We start from the raw sequence: 15,931 nt of genomic DNA, 5'->3' as shown, positions 1-15,931 counted from the left end.
GGAGCGTTGCGGTGCAAGCGGAGCGAACGGGGGAGGGAGATCGACCCGAAGCATGAGGGTCGGCTGCCGACAGAGAGAGCTGTAGCGAGCACTGCATTAACGCGGGGGTGCAAAACCGGGAGAGCGATGCGATGTGAATGGAGCGAGCGGAGGATCCGGTCCGGCCCGAAGCATGAGGGTCGGGCGGAGAGGGAGCGAGCGGAATGGACATGGCAAAGCGATGGGATTAGAAAAGGACAACAGTGATGTGGGGGGACGGTATATTTACAAAAAGTGTGACACCCCGATTAGCCTGAGCGACCCGCAGGCGAGCAGAAACACTGAGTGGCGGTTGCCCCCTTGAACAAATGTATGAGCGAAGCGAATACCTTATTGGGGTTTAAGGGGGCAAGAGTAGCCACGCGTGAGGATTGAGCGAGCGTTGTGTAACAAAAGAAGCAGCCACGCAGCGATGAGCACCAAACGAAGCGACTTTATTTTACAGTGACCGGGAATGCTGTTGGGTGGTTGAAGCCCATCACATAGCAGATAGGGGGAACGGGAGCGGAGTGAGCGGGAGCGCAAGAGCTAAGTGTGGATGCGGTGCCTGCAAGGGTGGCGAAAAAAATACTACCTTTTGAAAGAGAGGAGCCGGAGGCGAATCTCCAAAAGGTGGAGATTTTTTCCAAGCCACTTGCTTGCCCTTGCAGGCATGTTTTGTGAACCAAGCGAGCGATTGACGAACACCTTATTTCCTGTTCCGGTTGGACTTTGTGGGGCGGTGAGAGAGAAGGGGCGGAGAAAAACCGGCTTCAGATGGAAAAGGGGAGCACGTTGGGAGTTGTGGGTGCGGATGAAGATCGGGCTATCGGTGGGAGCAGGTTGAAGGTTGGGGTATGGCTGAGATGTGGTGTGAAGGGGGATGTTGCAAGGAACATAAGTTGGTAGATGGATTTCACTACCGGTAAGGCAAAAACAGCCGGGGAAATTTTGGTGATCGGGAATTGAATTGCTTGGTTGTCTTGGAATATCGAGAACGGCTTTTATTGGGAAAGCTGTTTTTGCCGGGGGGGGCCATAAGTATCATGTGCCAGGTGCTTTAACTTTGCAACTATATCAGCCATGAAGAAAAAAGAATTTGTAAGATTATCTGTGTGTGATCGTATCGATGTATTCATTTACACTGTCAATGAGTTTTTTCAATTCAACAAATGACTTATCTCCTAGCCCATTGATATTTCTCAATTTATCTTCTGGATTTAAGAGAATCAAATTTTCAAATGTATCGAAAGAATAATCATCGCAAAGATACTTTCTAAGTACATTTTTTAGATGTACAGAGAGTAAACTAATTTTAATGTTGATGAAGTTAGAAAAGATCATCTTTTGCAAATGAGTATATTTTTCAGGAATAGGCAGTTCTACAAGAGGTGAATCGGGTTCCAAGTCTGGTAGTTCAATGTGTACTACATTATTTGAATGGTGGAGAGATCTATACTTTTTTGAAATTTGCACTAGTTCATTATTGGTCTGTAAACCACAATTTCTAATGTCATGAAAGTGGCCATGTGAATTATAGTAATCCAGTATTTGGAAGAGATTGTTGAGGTTGTTGTATTTGCAAATATTAAATGCCCTATTACTCAAACCCTCAATCTCAGATAGTTGTTCAATGGAGGTATCCAGGCAAACATAATCCATAGCAAAAGGACATTTTCAGCATTCGCAATTATCCTTCAAAAGCATTGAATTCAAAATTGGCAAAGGAGCCAAAGACAAGAGATCAATAATACAACGATGTAACAATGCAAAAATAAAAGAAAATATTGAGGATGAGAAGGATTATATTGACAAAAAACTGATTTGCGTGAATGAGAAATGAAAAGAACTGATGGTTTTATCAGAGGTTTATTTTCCTAATGACAAAGGTTGTCAAATTTTTAATTGTTCTTTGTCTATATTTGTTTACTGAGAATGATAACCTGGAAATAAATCAGAATTGATGCAAGAAGAGAAAAATTCACACCATGTCGTACTGGAAAGTGGTGAGGGAGAAGATCAATTGCGATTTCACGTAGGAGTAAGCGATGAAGCGTATCAGAGAGCCATTGAGTTGATGGATCTGGAAGAAGGAACGATTAGTCATGATAGGAGGACAGACTTGTTCTTCCAGGCGATGAAAGAAACTTCAAAGGAAAATCGAGAGAAATAGCACAAATTGGATAAAAGAATTGATAGGTAAAGCAGAAATGTTTTCGTAAATTCGTTGCTTGAATCAATTGCCAATAGTTAGAAATGGTGGAAAGTTAACTCATATCATTGAAATCCCGTTGAGAACTAAACGAGCAGTGGTCATTCTCACCTAGGTAAATATTGAAGAAAGGGCACATCCCATGAAGAATCCGTTCAATGAAAATTACTGTATGCGCAATTGCATAAAATACAGACAATTTTCATAAAGCACTTATAATATGAATATTATAAAAACAAAAAGGTAGCATATATGAAATGTATATGCAATAGTATGGCGTATACACAGATGTTCTCCCGACATCGCCTTCGGCTCGTCGGGAGAACGGACGGAGGATTACATCCTGCATTCTACTCCTCGCCTAACGGCGACATCGTAGAACACAGGATTTGCGAGATTACAAGGGATAGTGGATATCCCCCCCCCCGCAACCTCGCAAATCCTCCGTCCGTTAGGCAAAATTGTATGAAATCAATCTGCAAACTTGATGAAACAACTCAAAAATGATTAAAAATGAAATTTAAAGTAAAACCATTTGATAGAAAACTCTTTAAAAATTATTTAGAGGTATTATCGGTTGTAGGACTGCTCTGTTCATTTGCCCTTATTGTAATAACTATACCAGATTGTCTAAAGATATATGTCGGGATTGCATTAGTGTTATTGCTATTGATTATTTATTTAATCATGTGGATAAATGCAAATAATCAGGATAAAACAACGCTGACAATCAATAATTCAACAATGATTATTAAAACAGGTGACATATTTGAAGAAGATGGACTTAAAGTTATAGCATTTAATGAATATCTTGACACACAAGTGGATAATAGGTTAATATCAGAGAATACGCTTAATGGTAAATTCCTAAGGTCAAAAATAAGTGATATTGCTGAATTTGATAATCTGATAAAAGAAGATACTCATTTAAACGATAAAGTTATAGATGTAAACAATAATAGACTTCATGGCAAAAAAAGGAGATATAGCCTTGGAACTGTTTTTCTGTGGGATGAATACGTTCTGACAGCTTTTTCGAAATTTGATAATGAAAATCGGGCATATCTATATATGAATGACTATATAAGTTTTCTTATAAATTTTTGGAATGAAATTGACATAATTTATGCTGGGCGTTCCATTTCAATTCCACTTTTAGGTTCTGGAATAACTCGTTTTAAGGGATTTGATGCCGTAACAGAACAGGAATTACTTGAACTATTAATTTGGTCGTTTAAAGTAAGTAGAATTAAATTTACTTATCCTTCAAAGGTGTCAATAATCATACATGAATCGAAAAAAGACAAAATCAATTTTTATAACCTTAAAAAGTACTAAAACATGGCATACAGGACAAAAACTTACCTTGCAGCTGAATGGGACGGTGACAAAGATGCAATTGAACAACTTCATAAATGGAAAAAAAGTAAATATTGGAGTTTAACATTTACAGATGCACACGATTTGACTCAAGCAAGAGATAGTAGTTTAAAATGTAGCATCAAATCTTCACTTGCTACAAGACTTGATTCTTCCAAGACTTTTGTTCTAATTGTTGGCTCAAATACAAAGACAGCGAGGAATGGTAGCTGTCAATACTGTGCAAGCTATAATAGCTATACCAAAATTTGTGCACGTGGTATGCGTGTTGATTATCGAAGCTATATTGAGTATGAGTGTGAAAAAGCTATACGAGATGGTTTAAAGATTGTAGTATTATATAATGCAGCTTCTGTTAATAAAGCGAAATGCCCAGAAATAATAAAGAATGTTGGTACACACAAAGCCATGTGTTATTATGAAAACGGAACTTATTACTGGGATTATCAAACAGTGAAAAATGCACTTGATGAATAGAATGATTTTAGAGGATAAACAACTTTGCCTAACAAACGCTATGTAAAATTGCCTAGTTTTGAGTAACTTGGTTGCGAATTTCTCGCTTGCATCCTTGTCCTAGCGGACAGAACGCGAACCACGAAATTCGGCAACTCTTACATAGCGCCAAACGTTAGCCGTCAGTGTAAAAAGACCGTGCTACATTTAAAACTGACATATAAAATGTAAATTTACGACTTAAAAAATAGACTTAAAAAATAGACTTAAAAGAATGACAGAGAAAGCACAGAATAAAAATCTAAATCAAGCGAAGATCAATAAAAAGGACGAGTTTTATACACAGCTTTCCGACATTGAAAGAGAGTTAAAGTATTACAAAAAGCACTTTAAAGATAAAGTTGTTTACTGCAATTGTGATGACCCAAGAGTAAGCAATTTCTTTCATTACTTCTCATATAATTTTGAAAAACTTGGACTTAAAAAACTCGTTGCTACTTGTTATAAAAACCAAAATATGGACTTGTTTAGTCAAAACGATGCTGAACAAGCAATTTATTTGGAATATACTGGAGACAAGAACGGCAATAATATTCCAGACCCAAACGAAATCGGAATGAAAAAACTCAAAGGAGACGGAGATTTTAGAAGCAAAGAATGTATTGAACTGCTGAAACAAGCCGACATTGTTGTAACAAATCCGCCTTTTTCACTTTTTCGTGAATACGTTGCTCAACTTATTGAAAATGATAAAAATTTGTTGTAGTTGGACACCAAAATGCAATTACATACAAAGAGATATTTCCATTAATCAAAGACAACAAACTTTGGTTGGGTTACGGTTTTAAAGGTGGTGCAGGACATTTTATAAACGAACATTACGAAGATTACGCAACAGCAACAGACCGTAAAGAAGGAATGATAAGAGTTTCAGGTGTTCATTGGTTCACCAATCTTGAAATCAATAAACGACACGAAGACTTAATTCTTTACAAAAATTACACAAAAGAAGAATATCCAAAATACGACAATTATGATGCTATTGAAGTATCTAAAACAAAAGATATTCCTATGGACTATGACGGAGTAATGGGAGTGCCAATAACCTTTATGGACAAATACAATCCAGACCAATTTGAAATACTTGGCGCAACAGAAAGTGAAGGAAAAGGATTTTCAAACGGTCTTTGGGACGAAACAAGTAAAGTTGCTCAACCTTTAATAAATCAAAACAGAGTTTACAAAAGGATTTTTATCAGAAATAAGAAAGTGCAAAAATGAAAATTGAACTTAAAGAAATAACAGTCCGTGACCTTACTAATGGTTACGAAGACAACCAAGAAAATGGGGTTATTGGTTACGGTGGCAAATTGGATATTCGCCCACCTTACCAACGTGAATTCATTTACAAAGACAAACAGCGTGAAGCCGTAATAGATACGATTACAAAAGATTATCCTTTAAACGTAATGTATTGGGCAGTTCGTGAAGATGGTAACTTTGAAGTAATTGACGGTCAGCAACGGACAATTTCAATAAGTCAGTTTGTTGAAGGCGATTTTGCCTTTAAAAGCAGATACTTCCATAACCTACAAAAAGACGAGCAAGAGCAAATTTTGAACTACAAATTAATGGTTTATCTGTGTAGTGGATTAGACAGCGAAAAATTGGAGTGGTTCAAAACAATCAATATTGCAGGAGAGAAACTTACCGACCAAGAATTGAGAAATGCAGTTTATTCTGGTTCGTGGGTTTCAGATGCAAAAAGATATTTTAGTAAAAATGGTTGTGCAGCATACGGTTTAGGTGGCGACTACTTGAACGGAACCCCAATCAGACAAGACTATTTAGAAACAACAATTAAATGGATAAGCAATGACGACATTGAGCATTATATGGCAAAACAACAACACGAGCCAAATGCTAATGATTTATGGTTGTATTTTCAAAGCGTGATAAATTGGGTTAAAGTAGTTTTCCCAAAGTATCGTAAAGAAATGAAAGGAATACAATGGGGATTTTTATACAACGAGTTTAAGGACAAAAAATTTGACCACAAGAAACTTGAAGAAGAAATCACCAAACTAATGCAAGACGAAGACGTTACTAATAAAAAAGGAATTTATGAGTACGTTTTGACACGCAAAGAAAGATTTTTAAATATTCGGGCATTTACAGACAACCAAAAACGTGAAGCATACGAAAGACAAAAAGGAATTTGCCCAGTATGCACCGAAGAATATAAAATTGAAGAAATGGAAGCAGACCACATTACACCTTGGCATTTAGGTGGACAAACAAGTGCTGATAATTGTCAAATGTTATGCAAAGACGACAACAGAAGAAAATCAGGAAAATAAACACCGAACGGCTAACACGCGGTATAGTTAATTGCCGGTGCAGTGGGTATTCGAGCAGCACAGCTCGTATCAAAAGTAGTTGTAACTTGATAGGAAAGTGCTTCGGAATCGGCAACTAACCATACCGCCATCCGTTATTGTTTAATGATGTAGTCGGCAAGGTCGTAGCCGTGGTGGGTTTGCTGGGGGGTTGCGAAATGCTCCAGGAAGGCGGAGACGGTGAGGTGGTGGGTGTGCTCGCGGTTGATCTGTTCTGCTTTCCGGAGCCACCGGTTGTAACAACCGGCGTCGGGATAGAGGATGACGGTTTTGTTGCGGAGCACTCTTGATTTTTCGACGTTGAGGCCGTTGAGGTTTCCGGCTGCAAGCCAATTATAATCCTGGTAGATAATGCTTGCGATCACCGCGGTTTTTTCAGCCTCAACGATAGCTACCGGCTTGTCGGGATAGAGACGGAGGAGGTGCTCACCAAAATAGCACTGTGAGAGGTTAAAGTCGGAGAATGAAGGGTTGGATTTCTTCAGCTTGTGGTGGACCCAGTTGATGCCACCATATCCGGTTTTGATGCGCCGACCGGTGGTTGGATTGTACTTCATGATCTTCCCGGTCCTAACTTTTCCATGGATATCGACCTGCCAGAATATCACTTCCTTATTTGTCGTGGCACCCAGCAGGTAGTTGTTGGCTGCCTCGGCAATCTGAAGATCGGAAAAATATTTGCGGAGGAACCGGACAAAGTTAGAGTTGTAGGAGAGTGAGCGTTTCAGGCATTTGAGGGGAATATAGTCGGGAGTTTTTGGTTGGGAGGGTTGAGGTGTAAGAAAGAGTGAATCGGGAACCGGGTATTGGTATAGAGGTAGGGGAACGGTTGTTTGGCTTTTGGAACGTGAAGTATGGAGATTAGATTGCAGGTGCAGAGATTTTTGATGTTGAGGAACGGGAGGGTGACTTTTGGGTTGTGAAGAAAAGTGATTGGAGTCCAGGGGCAGAGGTTTATCGTGTTGAGGTAATTTTGAGGGTGATATCATGGAGCCAGTAGTGGCATGTTGAGTTGAGGGAGAATGGAGATCTGGGTACCAGGGGTCGAATTGATTTGTGGTTGGGGCATGGGTTTCCTGGCGTTTGATATCTGTGAAGTATTGCCGGGGGGTGTAGTGATAGCCACACTTGATTTCGCGGTTGCAGCGGCCGACGGTGGGGTGGATAGGTTGATGGGTCTCCCCATCGAGGTATCGAGTGAAGCTGTAGGGAGTATTGCAGCCCGGGCAGGTGAATCGGGTGGACTTGCCGGCATACTTCTGGAGATAAGGGGGCTTGTACATCATACAGAATTTCAAGAGTGAAAGGTAACAGGGTGTTACCAATAAAATAGAGTCTAAACTCTGATATTCTTACAGTTATATAGATTGGTAACAAAGAAACATATATATAGGAGGGTTACCGATGTTACCAGTGTTACCAGTGTTACCAGTGTTACCAACAATGTTACCAATCAGAATCTTGAGGTTAGGATTGACAGGGACATGATAGTGGAAAATTTTACGGATTGGGACACGAAGGGAATTATTCATCTCCATTTAACCGATCAAAATCTTCGGATTTGAAAGGATCCTGTTGACCGGAATCTACTTCATCGCAGAGATTGACGTCCTGGATGATCTTCTTATAGATGCGCAGGATTTTGATCTTGAAGCTGCTGAATTTTTTCTCCTCCGGGCAGAGACGCTTGGCGATTGCGTAAGCGGAGATAGAGGGTTCTTCCAAAATGCATCCGCGAACCTCCTCCTCCAGGATCTCCCTGTCACGTTCCGTCACCATTTTGAGATGCTTATACTCACTGTCGAGATGCAAGAAGTTGAAGTGAAGGAAATTGTCCGGCTTTGTAATTTGGCAGACCATGATGTTGTAGCTGTCGTAAATGTGTTCGGTTGAGCGGACCTTGATCATCTTGATGTAACGGAAAGAACTATCGGAAGAGCTCTCTCCTATCGCGAAGCTGCTGTCGCAGAAGTTCATCAGCACCTTACTCCCCTGAAGGTCGTTCCGCGTGAGCGGCTTTGTGAGATCACGCTTGGGTGTGTGCGCCAAGACCAGTAGGGATAGGTTGTACTTGCTTTTGAGACGTTTCAGGTGCTTCATCAGCGGCAGCGCATCCTTTGCCCGTTCGTTCTCGTGGCGGAGGTAGGTGATGTTGTCGATGATCACGATCTTGGCACCGGTGTCGGTAATCACCCTCTCGATCGCGTTGCTGAGGGCAAACTCAAAAGAGGCATCCTCTGGAAAATCAGCATCCGGGTTGATCTCCACCCTGAGAAAGTTATCGCTGAATTGATAAGGATATTCGTAGTTGCGAGAGTACCGGCTCTGGAATTGTTTGTCGTTGAGCTCAAAATCGCAATAAATCACTTTCTGCGCTTTTGTTTCCAGCTTGAAACCCGGAATGGATTGTCCCCGGGATATGCTGTCGGCGATTTGTACCGCCAGGATAGTCTTCCCCACGTTGGTATCGGCAAAGAGGATGCAGAGCTCCTGTTCGAACCAGAACTCACTGAAGAGCATTCGGGGGATAGGTCGCCGGGAAGCCTGTTCGATCCACTTGTTTGCGGTTTTCACCTCGAGCAGATCGGCAGGTTTGGAAGCTTTAAGCTGTTGGAGGTTGTCGTTCAGATCATCCCCCAACAGCTTCACAAAGTTGTTGATCCTGAATTGTTCGATATCGACGTCCAGGATATCTACCGACTGACTTTTCATTTCATCGGCAGAAAGAGCGTTCGCTTTCATGCTAAAGATGTTGAATCATCGAAATTCTACATTGCAATCATTGAACTCCGGTAACAATGACTTCCTTGTGCCATTGTAATTTTTCTGGAGGATGAGAAGAATGTCAGACTTTCGATAGTAGATCTTTCCGCGGATGCAAGAGTAGGGCAAAACCTTGTTGGTCCGCCAGCTCTGCAACGTACGGACAGAGATGTGGAATTTCTGCATCACATCCTGAGAATCCACCCAGTCGGCCCACTCATAAAGAATGGCGTAGTGTTTTTCTTTTTTCATGATCTTCTTCTTTTTTTGTTGGTTTGTAAAACGGGATTCGCGATAATTTCCTGCTGCAGTTCATCGGTATGCAGCCACTCATCGATCTCACATTTCAGGAACTGGAGCTTCTTCCCCTTCTTGTGTAGGGAATCTTCTTTTGGTTGACCCAGCTATAGACCGTCTGTTTTGCCGGCCGGTCGGGGAGGTAATCGCAAAGCTCCTCAAGGTTGAACCAGTCATTCTGATCAGGTTGTTGGAAGGCAGAAGTTCTGATCATCTCCTCCAGGTCGTTCATCTTTGTGATGAGGTAGTTCATTGCCTCAGGGATGTCATTGAAGGTAATCGTCTTTTCATCCATGGTAAAAAATGGCAATTGGGTGTTCTTCCGTGCCAATAGAAAAGAGCACCACTGCCTCAACGGTGAGACAGTGGTGCAAATATAGAAAGCTAAAAAAGGGAGTTAGTGTGAAAAGGAGTGTAACAAAGTCACTACCATCACGTTAAATAATGTTATTTGCTATCGTTTTCTATTATTCCTGTGATTTGTGGCAGCAGTTCGCGGAACAGGTCGGCCATGATCCTGAGATTCTTTTTGGTTTTTGAGCTATCGAAATCGATATCGAGTTCTGTTTTGACATTTTGAATATGCTTACCGGTGACTTTCTGAATGAAACGGGCCCATTTCACTTTGGGTGTATTGTCGAAGGTGATGCCCAGTTCATTGAAAAGGTAATAGAAGACGAGAGTCATTTGAGCAAGTGTAAACCCTTTTGAATTGTAGTTCTCTTCATGTTCGTTGAGAACCGTCATCATGTTTCGGGTCTCCTCATCATGTTTCTCATGAAGAACTCTCAATTCTTCATTTTGTTGTGTGATGATCCGGGTGAGTCGGTCATTTTGTTCTTTCAGTTCATCCAAGGAAGTGTTCAGGTGTTCAATCATGCGTACCATGGGAAGTTGCTTTTGTGGTGGGTTGGGATTTATTGTGTTTGTGGAGGGAGCGGGTGAACCATTGCATCCCGGTGGGGGTTCATCTGACGTCAAGAGCTGCTGCAGTTGAGAGAAGCAATCGCTCAAATCATAACAGAAGAAATCGGGGTTTCGCTGATTCTCGGTGAGGTATTTCCCTTTGATAAGGTTCAGGATTTGCAGCTGCTGATCATAAGAGAGACCGGAGTAGGTGACCCAATTTGAGATGAGGTGAACATTGAAATAGCGTGTAGCTTTCATCCAGTCCACCTTAGCCAGGTTGAGGGAATGAATTCTGTCGAGATATTTCTTCTCAATTGTCAGCGTCTGCGGGTCGCGATGTTTACTGATGAAGAATGCCAGCAACCTGAACTTCTTCACCTGCTCCGGTGTCAGATCGTAGGAGTAGTTATCGATCAGAAGGAGTAGAAAGTCGAGTATTGCATCCTCCATCAGCTTGTCGCCAAAATAGATGTTGTTGGCTATATGATGGGCTTGCGAGGGATTTGCAGCAAATGTGCGAATGCGATCGAAGATCTCATAAGCCTTGTTGAAGATAAATAGCCACCCCTCATCATCGAACATCAGATTCAAGAAACGTTCGTTGTAGAATTTAAAATTCGCCTCATCGATCAGGTAGTCGCTCAAATTGTTCTTGGGATAGTCCTCCTTGTAGCTTGAGATCTCCTCCTCGATCTCTCTCGCGGAAGTTAGAGTTTCGGGTTTGAGTTGGAGACTCTTGCTCTTGTAAACATCGTTGTAGGGATTGTGATCCCGTTCGATGATGTTGTAGGCATAGATAAATGTTTTGTCGTCGCAGATGGCGTTTTGAATCTCCTTCCGGACCCTGTAGGAGATCAGGTGATCTATTTCATCATCGTTTTCATGGAAATTGACCGATTCATGATTGCAGTTGTTGATTTTGAAGATCTCCCGACACCTGGCATCGGCAAAGAGATGATTGTCGCAATACTCTTCTGTTTTTCGTTTGTTTGTTCTCAGGGGATAAAGATCGTAGATAGATTTTTTGACAAGCATGTAGAATTCGAATTCAGCTTTGTTGAACTCTAGCTTTTCTTTCGCTCTCATGGAAGGAATGTTAAGAATTAAATACGCACAGCAATTGATCTAATCCAAAGACCTCATGCTTCAATAGGAATTTTTTCAAAAAGTGAAAAAATATCACTCATCCGACAAACGCTGTAGCAATTACACCGCTTACCAGTTTACACGCTGTGCCGAGTGTTCTACAAGAGAACGATAGGGCACCAAGATAAAAAGACTAACGCCGATGTCTCAATTTCGGTAAAGTGCACCACCGAAAAATATATCTTACGTTTTGACCGACATCGCTACAAAAATAAGCATAAAAAACAATAAACAGCAAATGTGTTTGATTTTGTCAGGGATAAGGGAGTGAAGGTGTGACCGGTACCGGGGGAGTTGGTAACACTTTTTGGGGTTTCCATGGGGTTGGGAGGATGGCTGGGTGGTATCTTAATGGGTTGAATGGTTCGCTGAAGCTTGTTATGTAATTGGTTCTTTGTCTGTTTTGTGGATTTTGTAAAGGAGAGGAGTTTTAGTCAGGGGTTGTAACATTGTTGGTACAGGTAGTTATACTCCTAAATGTTACCAATGGGGGAAAGGGATGGATCGACGAAAGAAATGTGGGAGAGTTGGGGAAGATATAAAAATGAAAAACAAGTAATGTTGAAATCGTAGAAGCTAATATTCAATGAAAATAATTACCGATAGGAAGAGATGGTTATCGTTATTTTTATGAATATGTTTTCCCTATGTTTTCCCCAAAGAAAAAGCACTTATCGGTTAATACCGATAAGTGCTTGATGTTGAGGGAGCGGCAAACGAGACTCGAACTCGCGACCCTCAGCTTGGGAAGCTGATGCTCTACCAACTGAGCTACTACCGCATTTTTGTTTAGCAAATTTATAACATCTATATTAACCTAGCAAATATATCTTCAAGATTATTAAGAGTACTGTAACGATTTCTACTCTTCTGTTTACTGATGTTGCAGTTAGCATATCCTTGTATGTCAACTCTCTCTCATTATAACCAATATATGGTTTATAGACACTCTGTCCAAAGTAGTTGTGCGTACCACCAAACTTACAATTCAATATGCCTGCCAATGCTGCTTCAGGATATCCTGAGTTGGGGCTGGCATGTTCTTTACCAAATCTGAATACAAATCCAATCAGATTAGCTCTTCCTACAACAAGAATCATAAAAATAGCTGTTATACGAGCTGGTATATAGTTGGCGATATCATCAATTCTTGCAGCAACAGATCCGTATTCTATATATCTCTCATTCTTGTAGCCTATCATCGAATCAAGCGTATTTATCATCTTATATGCCATCATTGCAGGTATACCGCCAATTGCATACCAGAATAGTGGAGCAATAACACCATCACTAAGATTCTCTGCTAGAGTCTCAAGAGCGGCTTTCTTGACTTCTTCAGCAGATAAGTCTGCTGTATCTCGTCCTACAATCCTTGATAATTGCTCTCTTCCTCTATCAAGGGATACTTCTAAGGCATCGAACACCATCTTAACTTCATGGATTAGTGTTTTTCCTGCAAGACAGAAGAAGATTAGCAGTGAAGATACTGTTATTCCAATGTAGATATTTAAGTAAGATAACTCTATAACAAACTTTGTAAATATAAATGACAACAGTATAAGTAGAAGTGATATAACTGCTCCTTTAATAGTTATATTGTTTCCTTTATTCAGCCGTTTTTCAAAAAAGGAGATTGACTTTCCCATATATACGACAGGATGGGGCAGACCTACAGGATCTCCGAACACGATATCCAGAATATAACCTATAACCAAAGGCAATATCAATATAAGCTCATCCATTCTTCAATAGCCTTAATAAGTTGATTATTCTCTTCTGCTGACTGAACTGCTATCCTGAAGAAATGCGAATCCAGACCATGGAAATTTGATGCATCTCTAATCAACATTGAGTGCTCTTTAACAAGATACTCCTTTAGAGATGAAGAGTTACCACTGCGTAGCTGTACAAGCATAAAGTTTGTGTCTGAGCTCCATGGAACAACTCCGTATATCTCTTTTAAACGATCATGAACTCTTTCTCTTTCGATCATGATCGATGCTATATCCATTCGGTATAGGTTTTTATTTTCAATAAGATATTTTGCAGCCTCTATAGCAATCACATTGACCGACCAAGGCATCTTATGTAGAGTGAATTCATGTACGATGTTTCTATTGGCTGAAATATATCCGACTCTTAATCCCGGAATAGCAAATTGCTTAGTCATAGAGTGTATAAGAATCAGATTATCAAATGCAATAGCTTCTTTTTCTGAAAGTAAAGGTTTAAGAGTAAAGTTTTCGTATGACTGATCAATAACGAAGTAAGTTTTTGGATTTTTACTGATTATTCTAATCAAAAGATCTTTATCAAAAACCTCACCGGTAGGATTGTTTGGATTGCATATCCATAATACATTTCCTAATCTAACATTCTCATCCAATCTATATATGAACTCAATCTTATGAATATGCAGACGACATGCATCTGCATATTCACTGAATGTCGGTTCTAAAATAGTTGAGCACTTATTTGCGAAGAGTTGTGCAATGAGATATATAGCTTCTGTTGCTCCATTTGTCACAGAGACCTCCTTAGAATCAATATTGGCATCATCGGCAATCTTATTCTCTAACTCATATGGAATTGGAGGTGGATAGGAGTGTATCAGAGGTAACTTTTGACTAAGATGGTCGTATAGTTCTCTCTGCTCAGCGTGGTTATATATATTCGAGCTAAAATTTATCTTTATCTCATTACTAAATTTGTAGCAATCATCTCCATGTCCTTCAATCATAGCTGTTCAATATTTTATAAAATAAATCCATATCTATGTTCTCTCTGACATGTGAAGCTAACCTGTTATATTGATAATCTTTATACTGATCATAATCCATACTATCACTGCTTTCTAGAGTACAGTATTGTGAGACGAGTTTATCGACAATCACTTTATTGTCCAGAATGCCATGAAGGTATGTTCCGAAACATCTGTCGTTTATCATAACTCCATCACTACTTCCATCATCAAAAGCAGCTACTTTCATATAATCTTTATCATCAATGAGTTCACTATTACCCATATGAATCTCGTAGCCCTTACATCTCTGTTCACCTTCCATGAAACTGAACTCTCTCTGTTGGGTGATTTTCTCCTTAGTAATTGTGGTACGTATAGGAAGAAGCCCAAGTCCATTAACAAAAGCATTGTTACTCTCTATGGAGAGAGGGTCACTAATTTCCATACCCATAATCTGATAACCGCCGCAGATTCCTATAACGCTTTTGCCCTTTTTTGCATTATCAATTATAGCTGTGTCAATGCCTTTATTTCTGATTTCATTCAAGTCACTAATAGTGTTCTTACTGCCGGGTATAATCGTTATGTCTGCTTTAGCAATCTCTTCAGGTGAGTATGAATAGTATAAATTAATCCTTGAATCATGTTCCAGACGGGCAAAGTCAGTAAAGTTGGACATATGTGGTAATAAAACGACAACAATATTTACTTTACCTTGAGTATATTTTTTATTTCTCTTTTCTAAAGAGACCGAATCTTCTTCATCAATATCAATATCGTCTAAATATGGTATTATACCTAATACTTTTATTCCTGATGTCTTCTCTATAATCTCTTTCCCAGTGTTGAATAGTGATATATCTCCTCTGAACTTATTTATTATTACACCTTTAATCCGACGCCTGTCTTCAGGCTTCTGAAGCATCACGGAACCATAAATACTGGCAAATACTCCACCTCTATCTATGTCGGCCACAAGTATTATATTTGCGTCAGCATATCTTGCCATTGGCATGTTTACAAGATCTATATCCATTAGGTTCATCTCAGCAATACTTCCGGCACCCTCCATTATAATAGGATTATATTTAGATGACAGTCTGTCGAATGAGCTGTTTATCTCTTTTCTCAGTATATCTCTACCTTCCTGCCTGAAAAAACCTTTAGCGCTGCTGTTGCCGACAGGTCTGCCGTTAAGTACAATTTGGGATGTGAGATCCGAATTTGGTTTTAGAAGCAGTGGATTCATATCTGTTGAACATTCTATTTCCGCAGCTTCAGCTTGTACAGCTTGTGCACGACCTATCTCCAGTGAATCTGGTGTAGCATATGAGTTTAAAGACATATTTTGAGCCTTGAATGGAGCAGGAGAGTATCCATCTTGTTTTAAGATACGGCATATCGCAGTTACAATAATACTTTTTCCTACATCACTGCCTGTACCTGCAAACATGAGAGGTTTTAATTTTCCGTGTTCCATAGACTTAAAATATCATTTTCACCCCAATATATATTTGCAAGTGATGCAATACTGTTCTTATATCTGAATATATTGTCAGAAATCTCCATTCCTTTAGAATTAATCATCTTTATATCTGAGTCTCCCTG

The 15,931-nt window shown here is 40.0% G+C and carries 13 protein-coding genes, 1 tRNA gene and 1 pseudogene; 5 read left to right on the top strand and 10 right to left on the bottom strand.

The annotated features are described in order from the left end of the window. Positions 1 to 1,125: 1,125 nt before the first annotated feature. Positions 1,126 to 1,680 (bottom strand): hypothetical protein, encoded by a 555-nt coding sequence (locus tag JCM15092_RS11285; RefSeq protein ID WP_024994756.1) that lies wholly within the window; start codon positions 1,678 to 1,680, stop codon positions 1,126 to 1,128. Positions 1,681 to 1,981: 301 nt separating this feature from the next. On the opposite strand from JCM15092_RS11285, the gene JCM15092_RS11280 reads away from it, so the two are divergent. The 5 genes and pseudogenes from JCM15092_RS11280 (at position 1,982) to JCM15092_RS11260 (ending at position 6,426) form a co-directional block, all read left to right on the top strand. Then, positions 1,982 to 2,191: a hypothetical protein gene (locus JCM15092_RS11280; protein ID WP_024994755.1), complete on the top strand. Its 210-nt coding sequence runs from the start codon at positions 1,982 to 1,984 to the stop codon at positions 2,189 to 2,191. A 552-nt stretch (positions 2,192 to 2,743) separates the two neighbouring features. Further along, positions 2,744 to 3,568 carry a macro domain-containing protein gene (locus tag JCM15092_RS11275; RefSeq protein WP_024994754.1) on the top strand — a complete coding sequence of 275 codons (825 nt, stop codon included), beginning with the start codon at positions 2,744 to 2,746 and terminating at the stop codon, positions 3,566 to 3,568. 3 nt (positions 3,569 to 3,571) lie between these two features. After that, positions 3,572 to 4,087: a TIR domain-containing protein gene (locus tag JCM15092_RS11270; RefSeq protein ID WP_024994753.1), complete on the top strand. Its 516-nt coding sequence runs from the start codon at positions 3,572 to 3,574 to the stop codon at positions 4,085 to 4,087. A 253-nt stretch (positions 4,088 to 4,340) separates the two neighbouring features. Then, positions 4,341 to 5,347: pseudogene (locus tag JCM15092_RS15900) on the top strand (adenine-specific methyltransferase EcoRI family protein). Next, a complete protein-coding gene (locus JCM15092_RS11260; protein ID WP_024994752.1) occupies positions 5,344 to 6,426 on the top strand; it encodes an HNH endonuclease family protein in 1,083 nt (360 codons plus the stop codon). Before JCM15092_RS15900 ends, JCM15092_RS11260 begins: the two are co-directional and overlap by 4 nt. 134 nt (positions 6,427 to 6,560) lie before the next feature. On the opposite strand, the gene JCM15092_RS17105 is transcribed toward JCM15092_RS11260, so the two are convergent. The 9 genes from JCM15092_RS17105 to JCM15092_RS11195 form a co-directional block, all read right to left on the bottom strand. After that, complete coding sequence (locus JCM15092_RS17105; protein WP_148296653.1) at positions 6,561 to 7,751, bottom strand: DUF6371 domain-containing protein; 1,191 nt, start codon at positions 7,749 to 7,751, stop codon at positions 6,561 to 6,563. 238 nt (positions 7,752 to 7,989) lie between these two features. Continuing rightward, positions 7,990 to 9,207, bottom strand: coding sequence for an AAA family ATPase (locus JCM15092_RS16935; RefSeq protein ID WP_024994748.1), 1,218 nt, complete (start codon positions 9,205 to 9,207; stop codon positions 7,990 to 7,992). 15 nt (positions 9,208 to 9,222) lie between these two features. Continuing rightward, on the bottom strand, positions 9,223 to 9,480 hold the full coding sequence (locus tag JCM15092_RS16930) for a helix-turn-helix domain-containing protein (protein WP_024994747.1): 258 nt from the start codon (positions 9,478 to 9,480) through the stop codon (positions 9,223 to 9,225). Between the two features lie 94 nt (positions 9,481 to 9,574). Beyond that, positions 9,575 to 9,820, bottom strand: coding sequence for a helix-turn-helix domain-containing protein (locus JCM15092_RS15885; protein ID WP_051532544.1), 246 nt, complete (start codon positions 9,818 to 9,820; stop codon positions 9,575 to 9,577). 152 nt (positions 9,821 to 9,972) lie between these two features. Beyond that, positions 9,973 to 11,520 carry a hypothetical protein gene (locus JCM15092_RS11220; RefSeq protein ID WP_024994746.1) on the bottom strand — a complete coding sequence of 516 codons (1,548 nt, stop codon included), beginning with the start codon at positions 11,518 to 11,520 and terminating at the stop codon, positions 9,973 to 9,975. A gap of 768 nt (positions 11,521 to 12,288) precedes the next feature. Then, positions 12,289 to 12,361: transfer RNA gene (locus tag JCM15092_RS11210), tRNA-Gly, on the bottom strand. A 31-nt stretch (positions 12,362 to 12,392) separates the two neighbouring features. Continuing rightward, positions 12,393 to 13,322 (bottom strand): adenosylcobinamide-phosphate synthase CbiB, encoded by a 930-nt coding sequence (gene cbiB / locus JCM15092_RS11205; protein ID WP_024994745.1) that lies wholly within the window; start codon positions 13,320 to 13,322, stop codon positions 12,393 to 12,395. Continuing rightward, positions 13,304 to 14,320 carry an aminotransferase class I/II-fold pyridoxal phosphate-dependent enzyme gene (locus JCM15092_RS11200; protein ID WP_024994744.1) on the bottom strand — a complete coding sequence of 339 codons (1,017 nt, stop codon included), beginning with the start codon at positions 14,318 to 14,320 and terminating at the stop codon, positions 13,304 to 13,306. The genes cbiB and JCM15092_RS11200 overlap by 19 nt, the downstream gene beginning before the upstream one ends. Then, positions 14,313 to 15,803: a cobyric acid synthase gene (locus JCM15092_RS11195; protein ID WP_024994743.1), complete on the bottom strand. Its 1,491-nt coding sequence runs from the start codon at positions 15,801 to 15,803 to the stop codon at positions 14,313 to 14,315. Before JCM15092_RS11195 ends, JCM15092_RS11200 begins: the two co-directional genes overlap by 8 nt. Between the last annotated feature and the right edge of the window lie 128 nt (positions 15,804 to 15,931).

Source organism: Phocaeicola paurosaccharolyticus JCM 15092, from assembly GCF_000613805.1.
GTDB classification, from domain to species: domain Bacteria; phylum Bacteroidota; class Bacteroidia; order Bacteroidales; family Bacteroidaceae; genus Phocaeicola; species Phocaeicola paurosaccharolyticus.
Note: the sequence above shows the minus strand (reverse complement) of the source record. Positions and strands in the feature narration are given on the sequence as shown.